Source organism: Skermania piniformis (assembly GCF_019285775.1).
Taxonomy (GTDB): domain Bacteria; phylum Actinomycetota; class Actinomycetes; order Mycobacteriales; family Mycobacteriaceae; genus Skermania; species Skermania pinensis.
On the sequence record NZ_CP079105.1, the window covers coordinates 1,883,147 to 1,904,012 of the forward strand.

Here is a 20,866-nt window from a genome sequence, read left to right on the forward strand (position 1 = left end):
GAGATATCATCGTTTCCCACAGGAGCGTTTCGATGACCGATTTCGACACCGTCGACTACTTCACCGATCCGGCGCTGGTTCCAGATCCGCATCCGTACTTCGACTACCTGCGTGCGCAGTGCCCGGTCAAGCGGGTATCGCAGCACGGCGTGTACGCCGTGACGGGTTACAGCGAAGCTGCCGAGGTGTTGCGCGATCCGGCGCTGTTCTCGTCGGCGGTGGCGGTGGGTGGGCCGTTTCCGCCGCTGCCGTTCGAGATCGAAGGTGACGACATCACCGGCTTGATCGCCGAACACCGGGCAAAGATGCCGATGTTCGAGCACATGGTGACGATGGATCCGCCACAGCACACCGCCGCGCGCTCACTGCTCAACCGCTTGCTCACCCCGGCGCGGTTGAAGGAGAACGAGGAGTTCATGTGGCGGCTGGCCGACCGCCAGCTCGACGAGTTCGTCGCCGACGGCAGGTGCGAGTTTCTCGCTGCATACGCCAAGCCGTTCGCCCTGCTCGTCGTCGCCGACATGCTCGGCGTCCCGGAGTCCGATCACGAAGAGTTCCGGGTCGCGCTGGGTGCAGACCGGCCGGGGCAGCGCGTCGGCGCGTTGGACAAGGAGAGCCTCGCTTCGAATCCGTTGCAGTGGCTCGACGAGAAGTTCAGTGCCTATATCTCCGATCGCCGGGAGCACCCCCGCGACGACGTGCTCACGTCGTTGGCGCTGGCCAAGTACCCGGATGGGTCCACTCCGGAAGTCGTCGACGTCGTACGGTCGGCCACCTTCCTCTTCGGTGCGGGGCAGGAGACGACGGCCAAGGTGCTCGGTGCGGTCATGCGGATCCTGAGCGATCGGCCCGATATCCAGCAGGAGCTTCGCGACGACCGCAGCAAGATCCAGGTCTTCGTCGAGGAGACCCTGCGGATGGACGCGCCGGTGAAGTCCGGCTTCCGGTTGGCGACTCGCGACACCACGGTCGGAGACGTCGAGGTCCCGGTCGGGTCGGTCGTCATGTTCTGCCCGGGTGCGGTCAACCGGGATCCGCAGCGATTCACCGAGCCGCACGAGTTCCGGCTGGACCGCAAGAACTTTCGTGAGCACATCGCGTTCGGCCGCGGGGTGCATACCTGCCCGGGCGGCCCGCTGGCCCGAGTCGAGCTGCGGGTGTCGGTCGAGCGAATCCTCGACCGAATGCTCGATATCCAGGTCGACGAGCAATACCACGGCCCGCCCGGAGACCGCGACTACCGCTACGAGCCGACGTTCATCCTGCGGGGACTCAGCGACCTGCACATCACGTTCACCCCCAACCCCTGAAATACAGAGAAAAGCGAGGTTCCACCATGACCGGACGGGTCGAGGGCAAGGTCGCCTTCATCACCGGGGCCGCGCGTGGGCAGGGCCGCAGTCACGCGGTGCGCCTGGCCCAGGAGGGCGCCGACATCATCGCGATCGATGTCTGTCGACAGCTGGACCGAGTGCCGTTCCCGATGTCCACGCCCGAAGATCTTGCCGAGACTGCAGATTTGGTAAAGGCGCAGGGCCGGCGGGTGGTGACCGCCGAGGTCGACGTGCGTGACTACGACGAGATGAAGGCCGCGCTGGACAGCGGTGTCGAGCAACTCGGCCGGCTCGACATCGTCATCGCGAACGCGGGTATCGGCAACGAGGGGGGCGCGATGGCCGACCTGGAAGAGCCGCTCTGGGACGACATGATCGCGGTCAATCTGACCGGGGTATGGAAGAGCGTGAAGGCCGGCATCCCGCACCTGGTCGCCGCGGGCGGCGGCGCGGTTGTGCTGACCAGCTCGGTCGGCGGGCTCAAGGCCTATCCGAACGTCGGGCACTACATCGCCGCCAAGCACGGCGTGGTCGGGCTGATGCGGACGTTCGCGGTCGAGTTGGGGTATCAAAATATCCGGGTCAACTCGGTGCATCCCACCCATGTCAGCACCGACATGCTGCTCAACGACGGCACCTACAAGTTGTTCCGCCCCGACCTGGAGAACCCCGGGCCGGACGACATGAAGCCGATCTGCCAGATGTTCCATACCCTGCCGGTGCCCTGGGTGGATCCGGTGGATGTCAGCAACGCGATTCTTTTCCTGGTTTCCGACGAGGCCCGTTACCTCACCGGCGTCGCGTTGCCGGTGGACGCCGGCAGCATGCTCAAGTAACCCATGCTGTTCGAGTTCGACGCCGACCAGCGACTGCTGGCCGATACGGTCCGCGAAGTCGTTGCTCGGCAATGCACTTCGGCCCTGATTCGGGACATCGTGGACAAGGGCGCCGATCCCGGCCCGCTCTGGCAGACCTACGTCGGCCTGGGCTGGACCGAACTCACCGAGCCGGATTCGGCGGTCGAGCTCGGCATCGTGTGCGAGGAGCTGGGCCGGGCGACCGATCCGACGCCGTTCCTGGCGACCGTGTCCCAGTTCGCTCCGCTGGCGCCGGAGGTCGCGTGCAACCAGGCCGGCGCCGCAGTGTATTCCGGGGTCACCGCAGCACATGACGGGACGGACTGGCGGCTGCGCGGCACCGCTCGGTACGTGCTGGACGGGGATCGGGCCGAGCGGTTCGCGGTGGTGACCGACGCCGGCGTGTTCGTCGTGGACGCGGGTTCGGTGCGTGCCCGGCGGACTCCGGTGTTCGATCCGGTATTACACGTGGCGGAGGTGACGTTCGACGACGTGGCAGCTGCCGAGTCCGCCCGTCGAGTGGTGGACGTGGCCGCTGCGCGGGAGCGAGCGCTCACCGCCATGGCATTGCACACGGTCGGTGCGTGTCGGCGAATCCTCGATCTTTCGCTCGAACATGTCCGTAACCGCAAGCAGTTCGGCGTGGCGATCGGTTCGTTCCAAGCGGTGCAGCACAAGGCTGCCGACATGTACATCGCGATCGAACGAGCCCGGGCGCTGGGCTATTTCGCTGCGCTGTGCCTGGCCGCCGACGACCCGCGGCGCGCGCTGGCGGCGTCGATGGCCAAGGCGGCCGCGGGTGAGTGTCAGTCGTCGGTCTTCCGCAACGGTGTGCAACTGTTCGGCGGAATGGGCTTCACCTGGGAGAACGACCTGCAGTTCGCGATCAAGCGAGCCAAGGCCGGCGAGTTGATGCTCGGCGGCGCAGCTGCGCATCGGGCCGCGGTTGTCGACCACTACCGTGCGTTGGAAGGTAATCGTGCAGCTCACCTTTGATGCCGATGTCGAGGAGTTCCGGCGGAAGTTCGTCGAGTTTCTCGACGAACACATGCCGGCCCCGGGCGATGTTACCGAGCGATCGAAATCCAGTGCTCACGTACCGGATTGGGCGCGGCGGTGGCAGCGGTTGATGTTCGAGCACGGCTGGTTGCTGCCGGGAAACCCGCCGGAATTCGGTGGTCGCAACGCGACCGTTCTGCAGCAGTACGTCCATCTCGAGGAACTGTCCAAGCGCCGGATCTACCACAGCTTCAACCCGCAGGGTCTCGGCATCATCGCCGCATCGATCCTGTCTTTCGGCACCGACGAGCAGAAGCAACGGTGGGCGGTGCCGATCCTGCGGGCCGAGATCACCGCCGCGCTGGGTATGAGCGAACCCGGGGCCGGCTCGGACCTTGCCGGTCTGCGTACCCGAGCGGTGCGGGCCGGTGCCGAGTACGTGGTGGACGGGCAGAAGGTATGGACCTCCGGTGCGCACGACGCGGACGTGCTGCTCACCTTCGTCCGGACCGACCCGACAGCGCCGAAACACCGAGGGATCAGTGTGTTGTTGATCCCGACGGACACTCCGGGGGTGACCCGGCGGCCGTTCCCGTCGGTCTGCTCGCCCGACGATCTGGACTTCAACGAGGTCTACTTCGAGGGCGCGCGGGTACCGGTGGCGAACCGGATCGGTCCGGAGAACGGTGGCTGGCAGGTCGCGAACGGCTCGCTCGGTCACGAGCGCACGCTGCTCTGGCTGAGCTTTGCGGATCGGCTGGAGGATCTACTCGGCGACTTCCGGCCGCGCACCGAACTCGACCGGGATGCCTACGCCCGACTGGTGATGGACAGCTACGCGCTGCGGATGCTCGGCTCGGGCGCACTGGCCGCGGCCGCTCGTGGCGAGCAGGACACGGCTGCGCTGTCGATCCTCAAGGTCCTGGGTTCGGAGGCGTCGCAGGCGGCGTCCGAACGAGCTCTCGACGCGGTCGGTATCGAGGGGTTGACCCACCCGGCGGTGACCGCGCCGCCGCCACCGCTGAACATCGAGCACTTCTCGGCGAGTTGGTTCGAGCGCTATCTGCGTAGCTTCGCCGGCACCATCGCGGGCGGCACGTCGGAGATTCAGCGCAACATCATCGCGCAGCGGGTGCTAGGACTACCGCGCTCCTGACCTGCGGCCGGCGCTCGCCCTCCCGGGGCCGGGGTTGTTCAGGTTCCGGCGAGCGGCGCTTCCTCGGGGCCGATCCCGAACGTGTTGAACGCCATGGCCAGAGTCGTGTAGCAGCCGACGGTGAAGACGAAGTCCATCCGCTGCCGGTCGTCCAGTCGTGCACCGAGCGCGGCCCACGTGGCGTCGGACAGGATCGATTGCTCGTCCAGCTCGTCCACGGCGCCGAGCACCACGCGATCGAATTCGTCGGCGGCCGCAGCGCCGGCGGCCGCAGCGATGTCGGCGTCGGTCAGGCCGGCCGCGCGGCCCAGTTTCATGTGGTGATGCCATTCGTAAGCGCAGTCGCGCCGGTGCGCGACCCGCAGAATCGTCAGCTCGCGCAGTCGCGGATCCAGCGTCGATCCGAACAACAGATGCACGTTGAAGCCGAGGAACGCGCGGGTCAGTTCCGGGTGCCGGACCAACACGGCCAGAGCGTCGCCGGCGCCGGCGCGATTCCGCCGTTCCGCCGGAAGCAGCCGAGCCAACGCCCGATCGACCTCGTCGTTCCATTCCTCGTCGGGCAAGGGGGGCAGAGCCATGACGGCCTCCGAATCAAGTGACGGGCAATCGGGTTGGCGAGCAGGGCCAAGCGATGACTTTGTGCGATTCTATTTCTAGATTCTCCGACCATGAGAACATAGTTTCCGTCATTGGCGACCAGCAGAAGCGGGACGGGGAATCTCATGACTGCTCACACACTCGACTCCTTCGACGGAAATCGCTCGGCTGCGCACCGCCGGGCGCATTCCCGCAAGCACGTATTGCGGTACCGATTGGCAGTGGTCGCTCCCTCCGCCATCGAGGTCGTGCGGCACATCGGGGGTTGGCTGTGTGATCGCACCATGGCGGGTTGGGATGTCACCGCGGTGATCACCGATACCGCCGACGCGCGTTCGCTGGAGATTCTCGGCGTCGCAGTGCTGGAGCTGGAGGCGTCGCTGGCCACGTCGGCGCACGACACGTGGCCGCACGCGTTGGCGGTCGCGCCGGAACTCTACGACCAGGATTCGCGAGTACGCACCGGCGTGCTCGGCTGTCTCGACCAGGGTTCGGCCGAGGTGGCGATGTGGGGCGATGCGATGCCGGACGAACTCGACGATCGGCTCGGCACCGTCTGCCATCGGCTGAGCGTGGCGGCACGGGCGTTCAAGGGTTGCGCGCTCGCTGCGGCGGGATTGCCCACCGCTGATATCGAGTATTCGGAAGTTTTCCGCAGTGGCGAGCTCTCGGTGACCGGCCGGTGGGGCGGCACCGATCTGCTGCCGGTGGCCTGACGGAATGAGTTTATCGCTGCTGCTCGAAATGGCAGCAACCGGCAATTCGGATCGGCCCGCGGTGGCCTGTGCGGAGATCGCGTGGACGGTCGGCGAGCTGCAGGCGCTGGTACAGCGCGGTTCCGGCATCGTCGCCGAGTCCGGGGCACGCAGCGTCGCGTATGTCGGTACCGGCGGGCACATGCTGCCGCTGCTGTTGTTTGCCGCCGCCGGTGCGGCAGTCCCGTTCACTCCGCTGAACTATCGGCTCAGCGTCGAGGCGCTCGGATCGCTGATCGATCGACTGGACAATCCGCTGCTGGTCTACGACGAGGAATATCGCGCGGTGCTCGACGCGGGCGCACCGAGGTCGGTGCCCGCGCTGAGTTCGACCCGGTTCCTGGCACAGGCGGCGACCGCCGCACCGGTGACCGAGTTCGCCGATCCGGACGAGGTGGCGGTGGTGCTGTTCACCTCCGGCACGACTGCGGCACCCAAAGCAGTGGAGCTCACCCACCAGAACCTGACCGAATACATCACCGGAACGGTCGAGTTCGACTCGGCCGCCGTGGGGGACACCGCGCTGGTCGGCGTGCCGCCCTACCACATTGCCGGGGTCAGCGCGGCGCTGTCCAATCTGTACGCCGGCCGCCGGATCGTGTACCTGCGCACCTTCGATGCGGCGCGCTGGGTCGAGCTGGTCGGCACCGAGCAGGTGACCTCGGCGACCGTGGTGCCGACCATGCTGTCGCGCATCGTCACCGAGGTGGAACGCGCCGGTACCCGGCTGCCGTCGTTGCGCACCCTCGCCTACGGCGGGTCCAAGGTGCCGCAACCGCTGTTGCGGACGGCGTTGAAGCTGCTTCCCGACGTCGGTTTCGTCAACGCCTACGGTCTGACCGAGACGAGTTCTACGATCACGGTGCTCGGGCCGGACGAGCATCGCGCGGCACTCGCCGCGACGGACCCGGCGGTCGCCGACCGGTTGGGGTCGGTCGGTACGCCGGTACCCGGTATCGAACTGCAGATCCGCGCCGCAGACGGCACCGTCCTCGGGCCCGGTGAATCGGGCGAACTGTTCGTTCGCGGCCCACAGGTATCCGGGCGATACACCGGCATCGGTTCGGTGCTCGACCCGCAGGGCTGGTTCCCCACCCGGGATCGGGCGATGCTCGACGCGGCCGGCTACCTGTTCCTGGGCGGTCGTGCCGACGACACGATCATCCGGGGCGGTGAGAACATCGCCCCCGCCGAGATCGAGGATGTGCTGGTCGAACATTCGCAGGTGCGCGAGGTGGCGGTGATCGGGGTGGACGACGCGCAGTGGGGGCAGATCATCGTTGCGGTCGTGGTGCCGGTCGCCGCGGCATCCCCGGACGCGGAGGCGCTTCGAGCCTTCGTGCGCTCGAACCTGCGTGGCTCGCGGACACCGGACCGGGTCGTGTTCCGGACGGCGCTGCCGGTCACCCCGACCGGCAAGATTCTGCGGCGCGAGCTCGTGGCGGAGTACGGCGGCCCACCCGGAAAGGACGATCGATGATCAAGAACGGAGCGCGCCTGCGCAGTCAGGTGTGCGATACCGAGGTGATCGTGGTGCGTGCCACCGACGGCTTGGCCGACCTGCGGGCCGGTGGGGTGGCGATGGTGCCGCTCGACGGTGCACGCGAGCCGCACGGCGCGCCGATGGCCGGATTCGACGGTGGTGCGCTGCTGGGCAAGCGCTATGTCGACGAGTCCGGCGCCGAGGTGTTGGTCACCAAGCCCGGCGCCGGCAGCCTGAGCGTGGGCACGGCGCTGTTGCAGGTCAAGGCGGCCAAACCGCTGCCGGCCAGCGACTGATCGCTCGGCAGCGGTCCGCGCACATCTGTCCCTAGGTCAATTCGGCAGTCGAATCAACGCTTCCTGGGCGAAGGACGCGACCAGTCGGCCGTCCGCAGTGAGGATGTCGCCACGTCCGAAGGTCCTGCCATGCGCCAGGATCGGACTGTGCTGACGGAGTAGCTGCCAGTCGTCGCTGCGTACCGCGCGGTGGAACCAGAGGGTGTGCGAGGTCACCGCTGAGCGGAACCGGGTGCCGTTCCCGGTATGACTCAGCCCCTCCTCGGGGCGTAGTGCGGTCCCGATCAGGGTGAGATCGGTGGCGTAGGCAGTCAGCGCAGCGCCGAGGTCCGGATCCACCGCCGGTGTTCGCATCCAGAGTTCGTAGTCGGGTGGTCCGGCAGCGGTGCTGTCCAGATCGACGACGGCGCGGGTCTGCCACGGCACCAAACTCATCTCGACGTCGTGGGCCGCGCCGGGACACGCACCCGGGGCGGGGACGGTCTGTCGATCCCGCCCGTCCTCCGGCACGTGCATGGAGACGACGGCAGCGGCGACGACGTGTGGATCTTGTCGAGCGGTGACGGTCGCGCCGGCGAACGACCTACCTTCGTGGGCGGTGGTCACCTCGTAGCGGATCGGGGTGTCGGAGCGTCCTTCTCGCGGGAACACGGTGTGCATCGACTTCACCGACTTGTCCGGGAAGGTGGCGCGGGCCGCGAGCAGCAGTTGCCCGAGGATCTGCCCCCCGAAGACCCGGTGGTAGGGGAGGTGCTGGTTGGACCCGAGGTAGGCACAGTGGCCGTGGTCGGGCGGCGGTTCCAGGGCTACCGGTTCCAGCTTCAAGCAGGTGACCAGGTCGTTCCACATATCAGACACACTTCAGTGTAGTAGGCACCTTCCGAAATAGGGCAACGCTACCTGCGAAAAAAGAAAACGCGATTATCGCGCGGCATGGCCGCGATGCGGCCCGAGGTCCCGCGACGGTGCCGGGTCGAGCTCTAGAATCCGGCCTGGAAGCGAGGTCTATCTCTGATGAGCACCGATGACGGCAAGAAGCGAACATCGTCGACCGCCGCGCGCAGCAGCGCGTTGGTCACCGACTCGGCCGGTGGCGCGCGCCGACGCAGCGTCGGGATTCAACTCGGCCTGGCCGCGGTCCTGGTGGGTTTGATCGGGGCGATCGCCTTCGGCGTGACGCGGGACAAGTCGACGAACGATGCGGCGCCGGTGCAGCCGCCCGCGGTGGCCCGAGCCGACGGCGCGATCCGGATCGGCTCGGCTGATCCGAAGGTCGTGGTGACCGTGGTCGAAGACTTCCAGTGCCCGGCCTGCAAGCAGTTCGAGGCGGCCGGTTCGGCGACGCTCACCGAGCTGGCCACCGGGGATGTCGCCGTGGACTATCGACCGATCGCGATCTTGAATCGGATGTCGTCGACGAACTATTCCACCCGTGCCGCGGCAGCGGCCTACTGTGTCGCCGAAGCCGACATCGGCGCATGGCCGGCCTGGCATGCGGCCATGTTCGCCCAGCAGCCCGCGGAGGGCGGTGCCGGCCTGACCGATCGACAGATCATCGATATCGCTGCCGCCGCAGGCATCACCGGCGACCCGGTGGCGCAGTGCATCACCTCGAACCGGTACGGCAGCTACGCCGATCAGAACACCACCGCGGCCACCGACGGGGGGATCGACCACACCCCGACCGTGCTGGTCGACGGCAAAGAGGTGCAAAGCCCGACCCCGGAGGCATTGCGGGCCGCGGTCGCCGCGGCGCAGTGACCGCAACCCGCGGAGCCGGCCGATACCTGGCCGGTGGCGGGGCTGTCGGCTTGGCTGCGGCATCGGCGCTGACGATCGAGCGGTTCGAGCTGCTGATCGACCCGACGTACCGGCCGTCCTGCAGCATCAACCCGGTGCTGTCCTGCGGCTCGGTGATGGTCACCGATCAGGCGGCCGCCTTCGGCTTCCCGAATTCGATCATCGGTATCGTCGCGTTCACCGTCGTCGCGGTGTCCGGTGTGTTGCTGGCGTCCGGCACGCCGATCCCGCGCTGGTACCTGCGCGGACTGTGGGCCGGAGCGCTGCTCGGTGTCGTCTTCGTCCACTGGCTGATCTTCCAGAGCCTCTACCGGATCGGCGCGTTGTGCCCGTACTGCATGGTGGTGTGGGCGGTGACGATCCCGACGTTCACAGTGCTCAGTCGCCTGGTGGTGGCCCGGCCGGGCCCGGTGTCGGCCGCGCTGCTGGAGTGGCGGTGGGCGATCACCGGGGTCTGGTTCGGGGTGGTGTTGTTGCTGATCTACCTGCGCTTCGAGAGTTACTGGAACACGCTGTGGTGATTCGGCTTCGCCGAGGGGTGATTCGGGTCGACCTAACCTGAACTGATGCACAACCCGGTCATCGACATTCTCAACGACGTGTACGAGCAGTGTCGGCCGGACACCGCGGGTGCCGTTGCCGACTACATCCCGGAGCTTTCCCGGGTCGATCCGGACTCGTTCGGGATCTGCTTGGCCACGACCGACGGCTTCGTCTACGAGATCGGGAATGTGGGTACCGAATTCACCATCCAGTCGATCTCCAAGCCGTTCACCTACGGTTTGGCACTGGCCGACCGTGGAGTAGCTGCGGTCGCGGCCCGGATCGACGTCGAACCGTCGGGCGAGCCGTTCAACGAGATCAGCCTCGATCCGGACACCGAGCGGCCGCGCAACCCGATGATCAACGCGGGCGCGATCGCTGCGGCAGGACTGGTGGTCGGCGACTCCGCGGAGCACCGGTTCGAGCGGGTCCGGCAGTGCTACTCGCGCTACGCCGGTCGGCAGCTCGCCGTGGACGAGGCCGTGTACTCCTCGGAAGCTGTTACCGGCCACCGTAATCGGGCGATCGGTCACATGCTGCGGTCGTTCGGCGTGGTCGACGACGCCGACGCTGCGGTCGATCTCTACTTCCGGCAGTGCTCGCTGATCGTCACCGGCCGCGATCTGGCAGCGATGGCCGTGACCCTGGCGAACAACGGCCGGCACCCGCTCACCGGGGAGCTGGCGCTGGCGCCGGAACTGGTCGAGCGGGTACTCAGCGTGATGACCACCTGCGGCATGTACGACGCCGCCGGCGCCTGGGTGACCTCGGTCGGGTTGCCGGCGAAAAGCGGTGTCGGCGGTGGTGTGCTCGCGGTGCTGCCGGGGCAGCTCGGCATCGCGGTGCACTCGCCCCGGCTCGACGAGCACGGCAACAGCGTGCGCGGCGTGCAGGCGTGCGGGGAGCTGTCCCGGCGACTCGAGCTGCATTTTCTGCACGTGCCGCGGGCCGCGCGGTCGTCGATCCGGTCCAGCTACACGGTGGTCGACGCGCCGTCGCGGCAGCGACGTTCACCGGCGGAAGTCGAGGTGCTGCAACGCTACGGGAATCGCGCGCGCACCTATGATCTGCACGGAGACCTGCTGTTCGCCGGCGCCGAAACCGCGGTGCGGGCCATTTCCGCGCAGGCCGGCGAGCTGGATGTGGTGGTGGTGAACGCGACTCGGGTCGACGAGGTCAGCACGGTCGCGGTCGATCTGTTCGCTGCGCTGAGTCGGGAGTTGACCCGGCTCGGTCGCCGATCGGCTCTGGTCGACCCGGACGGTGCGTTCGGTGACACTGGGCGCGGTGACACGATGCTCGGTGACACGGCGTCGTTCGACGAATCGGCACCCGCCGGCGAGCGGCCGGTTTTCGTGTCGGCCGACGCGGCGGCCCGCTGGTGTGAGGAGATCCTGTTGGATCGCTACTGCGCGGACGGTCGCACGCCGGCGTCGGTCACGCTCGCGCAGCATCCGCTGGTCCAGGCGATTCCCGCGGCGCATCGGGCCGGATTCGTCGCGGAGTTCGAGCTGCGCAGCGCGGCCGCCGACGACGTCCTCGTGCGCCGCGGTGATCGCCGTGCCGGATTGGTGCTGATCCTGCAGGGGAAGGTCGGCCTCACCCTGCCGACCGATGCCGGTGCCGGTTACCCGATGACCACGTTGCCGGCCGGTACCTCGTTCGGCGAGCTTGCGCTGTTGACCGATGGTGCTGCATTCGGTGACGTACGGGCCGAGACCGAGGTACGACTCGCGGTACTGCCGGCAGACCGATTCGAGCTGATCGCTGCGGCCACGCCGGCGGTGGCGCTCGCGCTGGTGCGCCGCTTGGCGGTCGACGCGCAAGAACAGCTGGAGGTGACGGTTCGGGCGGCCGGGGTCCGGGCCGGGGGTGTCACGGTCACCGGACGGTCGGCGTCGGAACGAACCGGCCCGGCTACCACTGCGACGGAAGGTGCCCCGTGAAGCTCTACGCGGACTTACCGATTCGGCGAATCCGGCAGATCTCCAGCGACCTGTTCGTGGTCGGCTGGGTGGTGCTGTGGGCATACGTCGGGTGGCTCGTCCACGACGTCACGATGACGCTGGCCGCGCCCGGCCGCACGCTCGAGTCGGCCGGCACCGGCTTCCGGGACCGGATGAACGGGGCCGGCGATGCCGTGGACGACCTGCCGCTGCTCGACGACCGCATCGCCGCCCCGTTTCGCAGCGTGTCCGGGGTCGGTGACCAGCTGAACTCCGCCGGGAGCGAGCTGATCGATGCGGTGGGCAAGCTGGCACTGGTACTCGGCTGGACCACCGCACTGATCCCCATCCTGATCGTGGTGGGGCTGTGGTCGGTGCTGCGGATCCGGTTCATCCGCCAGGCCTCCGCAGCGCAGGGATTGATCGACGACGCGGCCGATCTGGATCTGTTCGCCCTGCGCGCACTCGCCCGGCAGCCGATGCCGCGGCTCGCCCGGATCTCGGCCGATCCCGGCGGCGCCTGGCGGCGGGGGGAGCCGGACGTAATCTACCGGCTGGCCGTGCTCGAGTTGCGTGACGCCGGTCTGCATCCGCCGAAATTACGGACCTGAAGACGGTTTCGGGCGCGTCGCGCACCACGGTGATGCGTTACGTGCATACTGAGCCCGACCCGAGGAAAGGTGCAGCGGTGGGATTTCCGATGAGGTTGACCGGGCGGCCGCGGGCGGTGCTGATCGCCGCTGTCCGCCGGATCGGCCGGACGATGCAGAGCACGCTCGATGCACTCGGCGCCGAGCCGCCGCTGCTGGTCGCCGAAACCGTCCCCGCCGACCGCGATCTCGCGACGATCAGGCAGGCGCAGCGGGCTGCGCTGGCCGGCCGGGACTATGCCCTCGCCCGCCGGCTCGGCGACCTCGAAGCATCGCTGCTGCGGCAGAATCGGGCGGTGCCGGCGCCGCAGCCGATGCTGACCGCAACCACCGGGCGCAAACAGGTGAACCTGCAGCTGGAAGACATGCGGCAGCGGCTGTTGGCCAGCACGCCGCGGCCGGGGGCCGAGTCGGCCGACTGATCCTGCCATCTCGACTCGGCATCCGGCCGGTATCCCCGGTGTCGGCGAGTAGCATTTCGCGGCGTGGGCAATCCGGAGCTGGAGGCAGCCGAGCTGGATACAGCGCAGCCGGTCCGAATTCTCGTCTACAGCGACAACCCGCAGACCCGCACCGCGGTGATCTCGGCGCTCGGCCCGCGGCCCCATCCGGACCTGCCGCCGGTCGAGTACACCGAGGTGGCCACCGCGCCGGTCGTGGTGCAGCGCCTGGACGCCGGGGCTGCCGATCTGGTCATCCTCGACGGTGAGGCGACGCCCGCCGGCGGGTTGGGCCTGGCCCGGCAGCTCAAGGATGAAATCGCCGATTGCCCACCGGTGCTCGTGCTGACCGGTCGCCGCGACGATGCCTGGTTGGCCGATTGGTCGCGCGCCGAGGCGGCGGTACCGCACCCGCTCGACCCGTTCGAACTCGGTTCGGCCGTCATCGGCCTGCTCCGCACGAAATCGTCGTAGTCATCCCCAAACCCACCGGCATTCCCGGCTGGTGAGTAGGCTGTGTCTTAGCTCACAATGGCTTAACGCACAATCGGGTGCCGGCTGACAGCCGAGTCACACACGATTCGCGGCCTGGCTGCGGAACGGAGGTTCGGGTGATCGGATCGGTGGGACGCGGGAGCCCGCGGTGAACGAGTTCGCGCCGATTCTGGTGCTCGGTGCGCTCGCCGCAGCGTTCGCGGTGTTCTCGGTGGTGCTCGCCGCCGTCGTCGGGCCGAAACGGTACAACCGGGCGAAACAGCAGGCCTACGAGTGCGGGATCGAGCCGCTGGAGCAGTCGGCAGCGAGTTCCGGGCTGCGGATCCCGGTGAAGTTCTACCTGACCGCGATGTTGTTCATCATCTTCGACATCGAGATCGTCTTTCTCTATCCGTGGGCGGTGCACTTCGACGCGTTGGGGATGTTCGGACTGGTTGCGATGGCGCTGTTCGTGGCGAATGTCTCGGTTGCCTACGCCTACGAATGGCGACGCGGCGGCCTGACCTGGGATTGAGGGCACCGTGGGACTGGAAGAGAAGCTGCCGAGCGGGTTCCTGCTCAGTACCGTCGAGGGCCTCGCCGGCTACATGCGCAAAGGCTCGCTTTGGCCGGCGACGTTCGGGTTGGCCTGTTGCGCGATCGAGATGATGGCCACCGGCGGACCACGTTTCGACATCGCCCGATTCGGGATGGAGGCATTCCGGGCGTCGCCGCGGCAGGCCGACCTGATGATCGTGGCCGGTCGGGTGAGCCAGAAGATGGCGCCGGTGCTGCGCCAGGTGTACGACCAGATGACCGAGCCCAAATGGGTTCTGGCGATGGGGGTGTGCGCCTCCTCGGGTGGCATGTTCAACAACTACGCGATCGTGCAGGGGGTGGACCACATCGTGCCGGTGGACATCTACCTGCCCGGCTGTCCGCCGCGGCCGGAGATGCTGCTGCACGCGATCCTCATGCTGCACCAGAAGATTCAGGACGAACCATTGGGGGTGAATCGGGTCGAGGCGATCCGCGCGGCCGAGGAGGCTGCGCTTGCGGCTCGGCCGACCATCGAGCTGAAGGGGCTGTTGCGGTGACCGGGGACGCGGTGCCCGGCGACGAGCAGATCGGTACTCGGCGCGGGATGTTCGGGGTGCGGGGGAGCGGCGACACGTCCGGATACGGCGGTCTGGTTCGGCCGGTGCTGTTGCCGGGCAGCACACCCCGACCGTACGGCGGATATTTCGACGAGCTCGTGGATGCGCTGGCCGCAGCACTGGCGGAGCGATTCGAGGCGGCGATCGAACGGGTCGTGGTGTTCGCCGGGCAGCTCACCGTGCACGTGCGGCGCGGCCATCTGGTCTCGGTGGCGCAGCAGCTGCGTGACGATCCGGCGTTGCGGTTCGAGCTCAGCCTCGGTCTCAACGGGGTGCACTACCCGGCCGACGCCGGTCGCGAGCTGCACGCGGTGTACCCGCTGATGTCGATCACGCACAACCGCCGGATGATGCTGGAAGTAGCTGCTCCGGAAGATGATCCGCATATCCCGTCGCTGTACGGGGTGTATCCGACCACCGACTGGCACGAGCGGGAGGCCTACGACTTCTTCGGCATCGTCTTCGACGGGCACCCCTCGCTCACGCGGATCGAGATGCCCGACGATTGGGTCGGCCATCCGCAGCGTAAGGACTATCCGCTCGGCGGAATTCCGGTCGAGTACCTCGGCGCGCGGATACCCCCGCCGGACGAGCGGAGGGCCTACAGCTGATGGCGGAGGACGAGACGGTGCTGACCGCAACCGGTCAGGACTGGGACACGGTGGTGGCGGCGGCGCATGCCGACGAGCGGATCGTGGTCAACATGGGCCCGCAGCACCCGTCGACCCACGGTGTGCTCCGACTGATCCTGGAGCTGGACGGGGAGACGGTGACGACCGCCCGGTGCGGAATCGGCTACCTGCACACCGGGATCGAGAAGAACCTCGAATACCGGAACTGGATTCAGGCGGTCACCTTCGTGACCCGGATGGACTACCTGTCGCCGTTCTTCAACGAGACCGCCTACTGCCTGGCCGTCGAGCGGCTGCTCGGTGTCACCGAGGCGATTCCGGAGCGGGCCGAGGTGATCCGGGTGCTGCTGATGGAGCTGAACCGGGTCTCGTCCCATCTGGTCGCGCTGGCGACCGGCGGCATGGAGCTCGGTGCGGTCACCGCGATGCTGTTCGGTTTCCGGGAGCGGGAACTGGTGCTCGACGTGTTCGAGACGATCACCGGACTCCGGATGAACCATGCCTACGTCCGGCCGGGCGGGTTGGCCCAGGATCTGCCGGACGACGGCGTGCAGAAGGTTCGGGAGCTGCTGGACCTGTTGCCGAAACGACTGCGCGACATGGAGGATCTGCTCAACGAGAACAGCATCTGGCGGGCCCGCACGGAGAACGTCGGTTACCTCGATCTGGCCGGCTGTATGGCGTTGGGGGTGACCGGGCCGATGCTGCGCGCCACCGGCCTGCCGCACGACCTGCGTAAGTCCCAGCCCTACTGCGGCTACGAAAACTACGAGTTCGAGGTGCAGACGACGACGGGCTGTGATGCCTACGGCCGCTATCTGATCCGGGTGCGGGAGATGCGTGAGTCGCTGAAGATCGTCGAGCAGTGTCTGGACCGGCTGCGCCCCGGCCCGGTGATGATCGAGGACGCCAAGCTGGCCTGGCCCGCCGACCTGAAGTTGGGTCCGGACGGGCTGGGCAACTCGCCGGCACATATCGCGAAGATCATGGGCACCTCGATGGAAGGGCTGATCCATCATTTCAAGCTGGTCACCGAGGGAATGCAGGTGCCGGCCGGACAGGTGTACGTAGCGGTCGAGTCGCCGCGCGGCGAGCTGGGGGTGCATGTGGTCAGCGACGGCGGCACCCGCCCGTACCGGGTGCACTTTCGCGATCCGTCGTTCACCAACCTGCAGTCGGTCGCAGTGACCTGCGAAGGCGGCATGATCGCGGACGTGATCGCCGCGGTGGCCAGCATCGATCCGGTAATGGGTGGAGTGGACCGATGAACATTTCGGCGAACCGGACGAACGGTCGAGTGCTGATCCCGTTGGGTCGCCCGGCAGACGAGCCGGGGGTGTTGCCGCAGCGTGCGGCTCGCACCGGCTATCCGGCCGAGGTGGCCGACCGGTTGCGGCGGGATGCCGCCGAGATCGTCGCCCGTTACCCACACCCGCGATCGGCGCTGCTGCCGCTGCTGCACCTGGTGCAGGCCGAGGACAGCTTCATCACCCCGGCCGGCGTCGAATTCTGCGCGCAGCAGCTGGATCTCACCCCGGCAGAGGTGGCCTCGGTGGCGACCTTCTACACGATGTACCGGCGGCGACCGACCGGCACCTATTACGTCGGGGTCTGCACCAACACGCTGTGCGCGGTGCTGGGTGGCGACGAGATCCTGGCGGCCCTGCGATCGCATCTCGACCTGACCGAGCCCGGTCACGACGCGGGCGCTGCCGACCCCGATCCGGCCGATACGACCGCCGACGGCAGCATCACGTTGTCCCATGTCGAATGCAATGCCGCGTGCGACTACGCGCCGGTGGTGATGGTGAACTGGGAGTTCTTCGACAACCAGACCCCGGACTCGGCCCGCGCCCTGGTCGACGATCTGGCGGCCGGCGCGCCGGTGACCCCGTCTCGAGGCGGCCGGCTGGCCACGTTCACCGAAACCGCGCGGATCCTGGCCGGCTTCCCGGACCCGCATCCAGGCGCGTTGGACGGCAACGCCGGGGCGGCGACGTTGGCCGGGCTGCGCGCAGCCGGACTGCCCGGAGCGGAGGACTGAGATGTCGCTGACGCCGGTGCTGAGTCGGTACTGGGACGAGCCGAATTCGTGGACGCTGGACACCTACCGGCGGCACCGCGGCTACGTCGCGCTCGGCGACGCGCTTCGGATGTCGCCGGACGACGTGATAACGCTGGTCAAGAGCTCCGGCCTGCGCGGTCGGGGCGGGGCCGGGTTTCCGACCGGCACCAAGTGGGGTTTTATTCCGCAGCAGCCGGGTCCGGACGGCAGCAGTCCGCCGCACTACCTGGTGGTGAACGCCGACGAGTCCGAACCGGGCACCTGCAAGGACATCCCGCTGATGCTGGCCACCCCGCACGCGCTGATCGAAGGCGCGATCATCGCCGCCTACGCCATCCGGGCCCGACACGCGTTCGTCTATCTACGTGGTGAGGTGGTCGGCGTGCTGCGCCGGCTGCAGGCGGCCACCGCCCAGGCCTACACCGCGGGCTATCTGGGCCGCGACATCCTCGGCAGCGGTTTCGATCTGGACCTGGTCGTGCATGCCGGCGCCGGTGCCTACATCTGCGGCGAGGAGACCGCATTGCTGGATTCACTCGAGGGCCGACGGGGCCAGCCGCGGCTACGTCCGCCGTTTCCGGCGGTCGCCGGGCTGTACGCCTGCCCGACCGTGGTGAACAATGTCGAGTCGATCGCGAGCGTACCCCCGATCATCCGGCGCGGGGTGGACTGGTTCCGGTCGATGGGCAGCGAACGCTCACCCGGTTTCACCCTCTACTCGCTGTCCGGACATGTCACCAGGCCCGGCCAGTACGAGGCCCCGCTCGGGGTCACCCTGCGCGAGTTGCTCGGCTTCGCCGGCGGTGTCCGGGCCGGACACGAGCTGAAGTTCTGGACCCCGGGCGGGTCGTCGACGCCCCTGCTCACCGCCGAACACCTCGACGTACCACTCGATTACGAGGGCGTAGCCGGGGTGGGGTCGATGTTGGGGACCAAGGCGTTGCAGATCTTCGACGAAACCACCTGTGTGGTGCGCGCCGTGCTGCGATGGATCGAGTTCTACGCGCACGAATCGTGCGGCAAGTGCACTCCGTGTCGGGAGGGCACCTACTGGCTGGTCCAGCTGCTGCGCGGGTTCGAGAACGGCACCGCCACCGAGGCCGACCTGGCGACCCTGGCCGATGTCGCCGGCTCGATCGACGGCAAGTCGTTCTGCGCGCTCGGCGACGGGGCAGCCAGCCCGATCACCTCGTCGCTGAAGCACTTTCGGGACGAATATCGCACCCACATCGCCGGTGGCTGTCCGCTGGACCCACGCCGGTCCACCGTGTTCGAGGGAGTCACCGTATGACCGGAGACGAACCGAGCGACAACTCGGTGTCGCTGACGATCGACGGGGCGCCGGTGCGGGTGCCGTCCGGCACGCTGGTGATCCGGGCCGCGGAGACCGTCGGGGTGCAGATCCCGCGGTTCTGCGACCATCCGCTGCTCGACCCGGTCGGTGCGTGCCGGCAGTGTCTGGTCGAGGTGGTGGGTCAACGGAAACCGGTCGCCTCCTGCACGATTCCGGTGACCGAGGGGATGGAGGTACACACCCAGCTCAGTTCCCCGGTGGCGGCGCGGGCGCAACGCGACGTGATGGAGCTGTTGCTGATCAATCATCCGCTGGACTGCCCGGTGTGCGACAAGGGGGGCGAGTGCCCGCTGCAGAACCAGGCGATGTCGACCGGGCGCGCCGAATCCCGGTTCCACGGGGTCAAGCGCACCTTCCCGAAACCGATCGCGATCTCCGAACAGGTGCTGCTCGATCGGGAACGGTGCGTGCAGTGCGCCCGCTGCACCCGGTTTTCCGAGCAGATCGCAGGGGATCCGTTCATCGAACTGATGGAGCGGGGCGCCGCCGAGCAGGTAGGCATCTACGACGGGCCGGTGACCGGGCCGGACGGGCACACCGACGGCGCGCCGTTCGACTCCTACTTCTCCGGAAACGCGGTGCAGATCTGCCCGGTCGGTGCCCTGACCGGCACGGCCTACCGGTTCCGGGCCCGTCCGTTCGACCTGGTGTCCAGCCCGAGCGTATGCGAGCACTGCGCGAGTGGCTGTGCGCAGCGCACCGACCACCGGCGGGGCACCGTGTTGCGGCGGCTCGCCGGCGACGACCCGCAGGTCAACCAGGAGTGGAACTGTGACAAGGGCCGCTGGGCGTTCGGCTATCCGACCCTGCCGGACCGGCTGACCACACCGTTGGTCGCCGGCGAGCCGGTGTCGTGGGCGCACGCGCTGGCGGTCGCCGCGACCGGCCTCGGCGGAGCGCGCGGTCGGACCGGCGTCCTGGTCGGCGGCCGGGTCGGCTACGAGGATGCCTACGCCTATACGAAGTTTGCTCGGATCGTGCTGCGCTCCAACGACATCGACTTCCGGGCACGGGCACACTCGATCGAGGAATCCGGCTTCCTCGCCGCTCGGATCGCCGGTCGGCCGCTGGCCGTCGGCTATGCCGACCTGGTGGCGGCCGACACCGTGCTGCTGGCCGGTCTCGAGCCCGAGGACGAGTCGCCGATCGTCGCGCTGCGGTTACGCCGTGCGGTTCGCGCCGGTAGCTTGCGGGTGTATTCGATTGCGCCGTATGCCAGTCGCGGGCTGCGCAAGCTGGCCGGACGGTTGATCGCGACGGTGCCGGGCGCCGAGGCGCAGGCGCTCGCGGGAGCCGACGACCTGCTGGGCCCGGCCTCGGTGATCGTCGTGGGCGAACGACTGGCGGCGGCTCGGGGGGCGCTGACCGCGGCCGCTCGACTCGCCGACCGGACCGGTGCGAAACTGGCCTGGATTCCGCGTCGCGCCGGTGAGCGCGGCGCACTGGAGGCCGGGGCGATGCCCGAGCTGTTGCCCGGTGGTCGTCCGGTCGACGATGCAATAGCACGGGCACAGGTGGCGCGGGTCTGGGGTGTGCCCGACCTGCCGACCGACCTCGGCAGCCACACCGGCCGGATGTGCGCGGCCGATACCCGCGCGTTCCTGGTCGGCGGGGTGGACCCGGCCGATCTGCCCCAGCCACGGGACATGCTCGCTGCGCTGTCCGCGGCACCGTTCGTGGTGAGCCTGGAGCTACGCACGAGTGCGGTGACCGAGCTCGCCGACGTCGTGTTCCCGGTGGCGGCCGTCGTGGAGAAGGCCGGAACGTTCCTCGACTGGGAGGGGCGCCCGCGTCCGTTCGAGGCGGCGTTGCGGACCGCGGCGATGTCGGATCATCGCGTACTCGACGCGATCGCGCGGGAGCTGGGGGACTCGATCGATACCGGCGACCTCGCTGCGATCCGCCGCGAGCTCGCCGAACTGGGCAGTTGGGACGGCACGCCGGGCGCCGAGCACGGGGTGCATCCGGTGCCGGCGCCGCGGCTGATGCCGGGCGAGGCGATCCTGGCCACCTGGCATCAGCTGCTCGATCTGGGCCGGCTACAGGACGGCGATGGCAATCTCGCGGCAACCGCGCGTCGTCCGGTCGCCCGGATCTCGCCCGGCACCGCTGCCGGGATCGACGTCGGGCCGGGTGCCGAGCTGACCGTGTCCACCGACACCGGTGCGGTGTGCTTGCCGGTGGTGATCACCGAGATGCCCGACGATGTGGTCTGGCTGCCGCAGAACTCGCCGGGCAGCCGGGTGTACCGCAGCCTCGGGGTGACCGCCGGCGCTGTCGTTCGGATCGGCGCCGCCGTTCGGCTCGGTACGGAGCGGTGATCTC

22 protein-coding genes are annotated in these 20,866 nt (G+C 68.3%); 20 read left to right on the forward strand and 2 right to left on the reverse strand.

The features are described from left to right. The first annotated feature begins 32 nt into the window (after positions 1 to 32). The 4 genes from KV203_RS08730 to KV203_RS08745 are packed head-to-tail and all read left to right on the forward strand — an operon-like array spanning position 33 to position 4,346. Positions 33 to 1,310: a cytochrome P450 gene (locus KV203_RS08730; protein WP_066468011.1), complete on the forward strand. Its 1,278-nt coding sequence runs from the start codon at positions 33 to 35 to the stop codon at positions 1,308 to 1,310. Positions 1,311 to 1,336: 26 nt separating this feature from the next. Next, positions 1,337 to 2,170 (forward strand): mycofactocin-coupled SDR family oxidoreductase, encoded by an 834-nt coding sequence (locus KV203_RS08735; RefSeq protein ID WP_066468013.1) that lies wholly within the window; start codon positions 1,337 to 1,339, stop codon positions 2,168 to 2,170. A gap of 3 nt (positions 2,171 to 2,173) precedes the next feature. Continuing rightward, positions 2,174 to 3,187 carry an acyl-CoA dehydrogenase family protein gene (locus KV203_RS08740; protein WP_066468014.1) on the forward strand — a complete coding sequence of 338 codons (1,014 nt, stop codon included), beginning with the start codon at positions 2,174 to 2,176 and terminating at the stop codon, positions 3,185 to 3,187. Then, on the forward strand, positions 3,171 to 4,346 hold the full coding sequence (locus tag KV203_RS08745) for an acyl-CoA dehydrogenase family protein (RefSeq protein WP_066468015.1): 1,176 nt from the start codon (positions 3,171 to 3,173) through the stop codon (positions 4,344 to 4,346). The genes KV203_RS08740 and KV203_RS08745 overlap by 17 nt, the downstream gene beginning before the upstream one ends. Before the next feature lie 38 nt (positions 4,347 to 4,384). Here KV203_RS08745 and KV203_RS08750 read toward each other — a convergent pair whose 3' ends face one another. Further along, positions 4,385 to 4,927, reverse strand: coding sequence for a carboxymuconolactone decarboxylase family protein (locus KV203_RS08750; protein ID WP_066468016.1), 543 nt, complete (start codon positions 4,925 to 4,927; stop codon positions 4,385 to 4,387). A gap of 222 nt (positions 4,928 to 5,149) precedes the next feature. Here KV203_RS08750 and KV203_RS08755 point away from each other — a divergent pair, with 222 nt between their 5' ends. Genes KV203_RS08755 through KV203_RS08765 form a run of 3 tightly spaced genes read left to right on the forward strand, consistent with a single transcriptional unit; the run spans position 5,150 to position 7,480 of the window. Beyond that, complete coding sequence (locus tag KV203_RS08755) at positions 5,150 to 5,662, forward strand: hypothetical protein (RefSeq protein WP_066468274.1); 513 nt, start codon at positions 5,150 to 5,152, stop codon at positions 5,660 to 5,662. Between the two features lie 4 nt (positions 5,663 to 5,666). Then, positions 5,667 to 7,181, forward strand: coding sequence for a class I adenylate-forming enzyme family protein (locus tag KV203_RS08760; RefSeq protein ID WP_066468017.1), 1,515 nt, complete (start codon positions 5,667 to 5,669; stop codon positions 7,179 to 7,181). Then, positions 7,178 to 7,480 carry a hypothetical protein gene (locus tag KV203_RS08765; protein WP_066468020.1) on the forward strand — a complete coding sequence of 101 codons (303 nt, stop codon included), beginning with the start codon at positions 7,178 to 7,180 and terminating at the stop codon, positions 7,478 to 7,480. The genes KV203_RS08760 and KV203_RS08765 overlap by 4 nt, the downstream gene beginning before the upstream one ends. Before the next feature lie 36 nt (positions 7,481 to 7,516). Here KV203_RS08765 and KV203_RS08770 read toward each other — a convergent pair whose 3' ends face one another. After that, positions 7,517 to 8,329 (reverse strand): acyl-CoA thioesterase, encoded by an 813-nt coding sequence (locus KV203_RS08770; RefSeq protein WP_306303586.1) that lies wholly within the window; start codon positions 8,327 to 8,329, stop codon positions 7,517 to 7,519. A 165-nt stretch (positions 8,330 to 8,494) separates the two neighbouring features. Between KV203_RS08770 and KV203_RS08775 the strand changes: the two genes are divergently transcribed. From KV203_RS08775 to KV203_RS08835, 13 genes are all read left to right on the forward strand, one after another. After that, complete coding sequence (locus KV203_RS08775) at positions 8,495 to 9,241, forward strand: DsbA family protein (RefSeq protein ID WP_066468024.1); 747 nt, start codon at positions 8,495 to 8,497, stop codon at positions 9,239 to 9,241. Beyond that, positions 9,238 to 9,801, forward strand: a complete 564-nt coding sequence (locus KV203_RS08780; protein WP_066468026.1) for a vitamin K epoxide reductase family protein — start codon at positions 9,238 to 9,240, stop codon at positions 9,799 to 9,801. The genes KV203_RS08775 and KV203_RS08780 overlap by 4 nt, the downstream gene beginning before the upstream one ends. A gap of 45 nt (positions 9,802 to 9,846) precedes the next feature. Next, the gene (gene glsA / locus KV203_RS08785; RefSeq protein WP_083529866.1) at positions 9,847 to 11,769 is read left to right on the forward strand and encodes a glutaminase A; all 1,923 of its coding nucleotides are present in this window, start codon (positions 9,847 to 9,849) and stop codon (positions 11,767 to 11,769) included. Further along, positions 11,766 to 12,380 (forward strand): hypothetical protein, encoded by a 615-nt coding sequence (locus KV203_RS08790; protein ID WP_066468029.1) that lies wholly within the window; start codon positions 11,766 to 11,768, stop codon positions 12,378 to 12,380. Before glsA ends, KV203_RS08790 begins: the two co-directional genes overlap by 4 nt. A gap of 77 nt (positions 12,381 to 12,457) precedes the next feature. Further along, on the forward strand, positions 12,458 to 12,841 hold the full coding sequence (locus KV203_RS08795) for a hypothetical protein (RefSeq protein ID WP_157079706.1): 384 nt from the start codon (positions 12,458 to 12,460) through the stop codon (positions 12,839 to 12,841). A 63-nt stretch (positions 12,842 to 12,904) separates the two neighbouring features. Continuing rightward, positions 12,905 to 13,333, forward strand: a complete 429-nt coding sequence (locus KV203_RS08800; RefSeq protein WP_066468034.1) for an Rv3143 family two-component system response regulator — start codon at positions 12,905 to 12,907, stop codon at positions 13,331 to 13,333. A 169-nt stretch (positions 13,334 to 13,502) separates the two neighbouring features. Next, positions 13,503 to 13,868: an NADH-quinone oxidoreductase subunit A gene (locus KV203_RS08805; protein WP_066468037.1), complete on the forward strand. Its 366-nt coding sequence runs from the start codon at positions 13,503 to 13,505 to the stop codon at positions 13,866 to 13,868. A 7-nt stretch (positions 13,869 to 13,875) separates the two neighbouring features. After that, positions 13,876 to 14,430: a NuoB/complex I 20 kDa subunit family protein gene (locus KV203_RS08810; RefSeq protein ID WP_066468039.1), complete on the forward strand. Its 555-nt coding sequence runs from the start codon at positions 13,876 to 13,878 to the stop codon at positions 14,428 to 14,430. A gap of 47 nt (positions 14,431 to 14,477) precedes the next feature. After that, complete coding sequence (locus tag KV203_RS08815) at positions 14,478 to 15,101, forward strand: NADH-quinone oxidoreductase subunit C (protein WP_246600936.1); 624 nt, start codon at positions 14,478 to 14,480, stop codon at positions 15,099 to 15,101. Continuing rightward, positions 15,101 to 16,390: an NADH-quinone oxidoreductase subunit D gene (locus tag KV203_RS08820; RefSeq protein ID WP_066468044.1), complete on the forward strand. Its 1,290-nt coding sequence runs from the start codon at positions 15,101 to 15,103 to the stop codon at positions 16,388 to 16,390. The genes KV203_RS08815 and KV203_RS08820 overlap by 1 nt, the downstream gene beginning before the upstream one ends. Further along, positions 16,387 to 17,166, forward strand: coding sequence for an NADH-quinone oxidoreductase subunit NuoE (nuoE, locus tag KV203_RS08825; RefSeq protein WP_066468050.1), 780 nt, complete (start codon positions 16,387 to 16,389; stop codon positions 17,164 to 17,166). Before KV203_RS08820 ends, nuoE begins: the two co-directional genes overlap by 4 nt. Before the next feature lies 1 nt (position 17,167). After that, entirely contained in the window at positions 17,168 to 18,478 is a 1,311-nt protein-coding gene (gene nuoF, locus KV203_RS08830; protein ID WP_066468051.1) for an NADH-quinone oxidoreductase subunit NuoF, read from the forward strand. Next, positions 18,475 to 20,862 (forward strand): NADH-quinone oxidoreductase subunit G, encoded by a 2,388-nt coding sequence (locus tag KV203_RS08835; protein WP_066468053.1) that lies wholly within the window; start codon positions 18,475 to 18,477, stop codon positions 20,860 to 20,862. Before nuoF ends, KV203_RS08835 begins: the two co-directional genes overlap by 4 nt. The last annotated feature ends 4 nt before the right edge of the window (positions 20,863 to 20,866 follow it).

Bases quoted from the DNA above. Each gene is read 5' to 3' on its own strand.
- nuoF (WP_066468051.1), top strand. From the start codon at position 17,168: ATGTCGCTGACGCCGGTGCTGAGTCGGTACTGGGACGAGCCGAATTCG.
- KV203_RS08770 (WP_306303586.1), bottom strand. From the start codon at position 8,329: ATGTGGAACGACCTGGTCACCTGCTTGAAGCTGGAACCGGTAGCCCTG.
- nuoE (WP_066468050.1), top strand. From the start codon at position 16,387: ATGAACATTTCGGCGAACCGGACGAACGGTCGAGTGCTGATCCCGTTG.
- glsA (WP_083529866.1), top strand. From the start codon at position 9,847: ATGCACAACCCGGTCATCGACATTCTCAACGACGTGTACGAGCAGTGT.
- KV203_RS08730 (WP_066468011.1), top strand. From the start codon at position 33: ATGACCGATTTCGACACCGTCGACTACTTCACCGATCCGGCGCTGGTT.
- KV203_RS08765 (WP_066468020.1), top strand. From the start codon at position 7,178: ATGATCAAGAACGGAGCGCGCCTGCGCAGTCAGGTGTGCGATACCGAG.
- KV203_RS08735 (WP_066468013.1), top strand. From the start codon at position 1,337: ATGACCGGACGGGTCGAGGGCAAGGTCGCCTTCATCACCGGGGCCGCG.
- KV203_RS08820 (WP_066468044.1), top strand. From the start codon at position 15,101: ATGGCGGAGGACGAGACGGTGCTGACCGCAACCGGTCAGGACTGGGAC.
- KV203_RS08750 (WP_066468016.1), bottom strand. From the start codon at position 4,927: ATGGCTCTGCCCCCCTTGCCCGACGAGGAATGGAACGACGAGGTCGAT.
- KV203_RS08815 (WP_246600936.1), top strand. From the start codon at position 14,478: ATGTTCGGGGTGCGGGGGAGCGGCGACACGTCCGGATACGGCGGTCTG.
- KV203_RS08835 (WP_066468053.1), top strand. From the start codon at position 18,475: ATGACCGGAGACGAACCGAGCGACAACTCGGTGTCGCTGACGATCGAC.
- KV203_RS08740 (WP_066468014.1), top strand. From the start codon at position 2,174: ATGCTGTTCGAGTTCGACGCCGACCAGCGACTGCTGGCCGATACGGTC.
- KV203_RS08775 (WP_066468024.1), top strand. From the start codon at position 8,495: ATGAGCACCGATGACGGCAAGAAGCGAACATCGTCGACCGCCGCGCGC.
- KV203_RS08760 (WP_066468017.1), top strand. From the start codon at position 5,667: ATGAGTTTATCGCTGCTGCTCGAAATGGCAGCAACCGGCAATTCGGAT.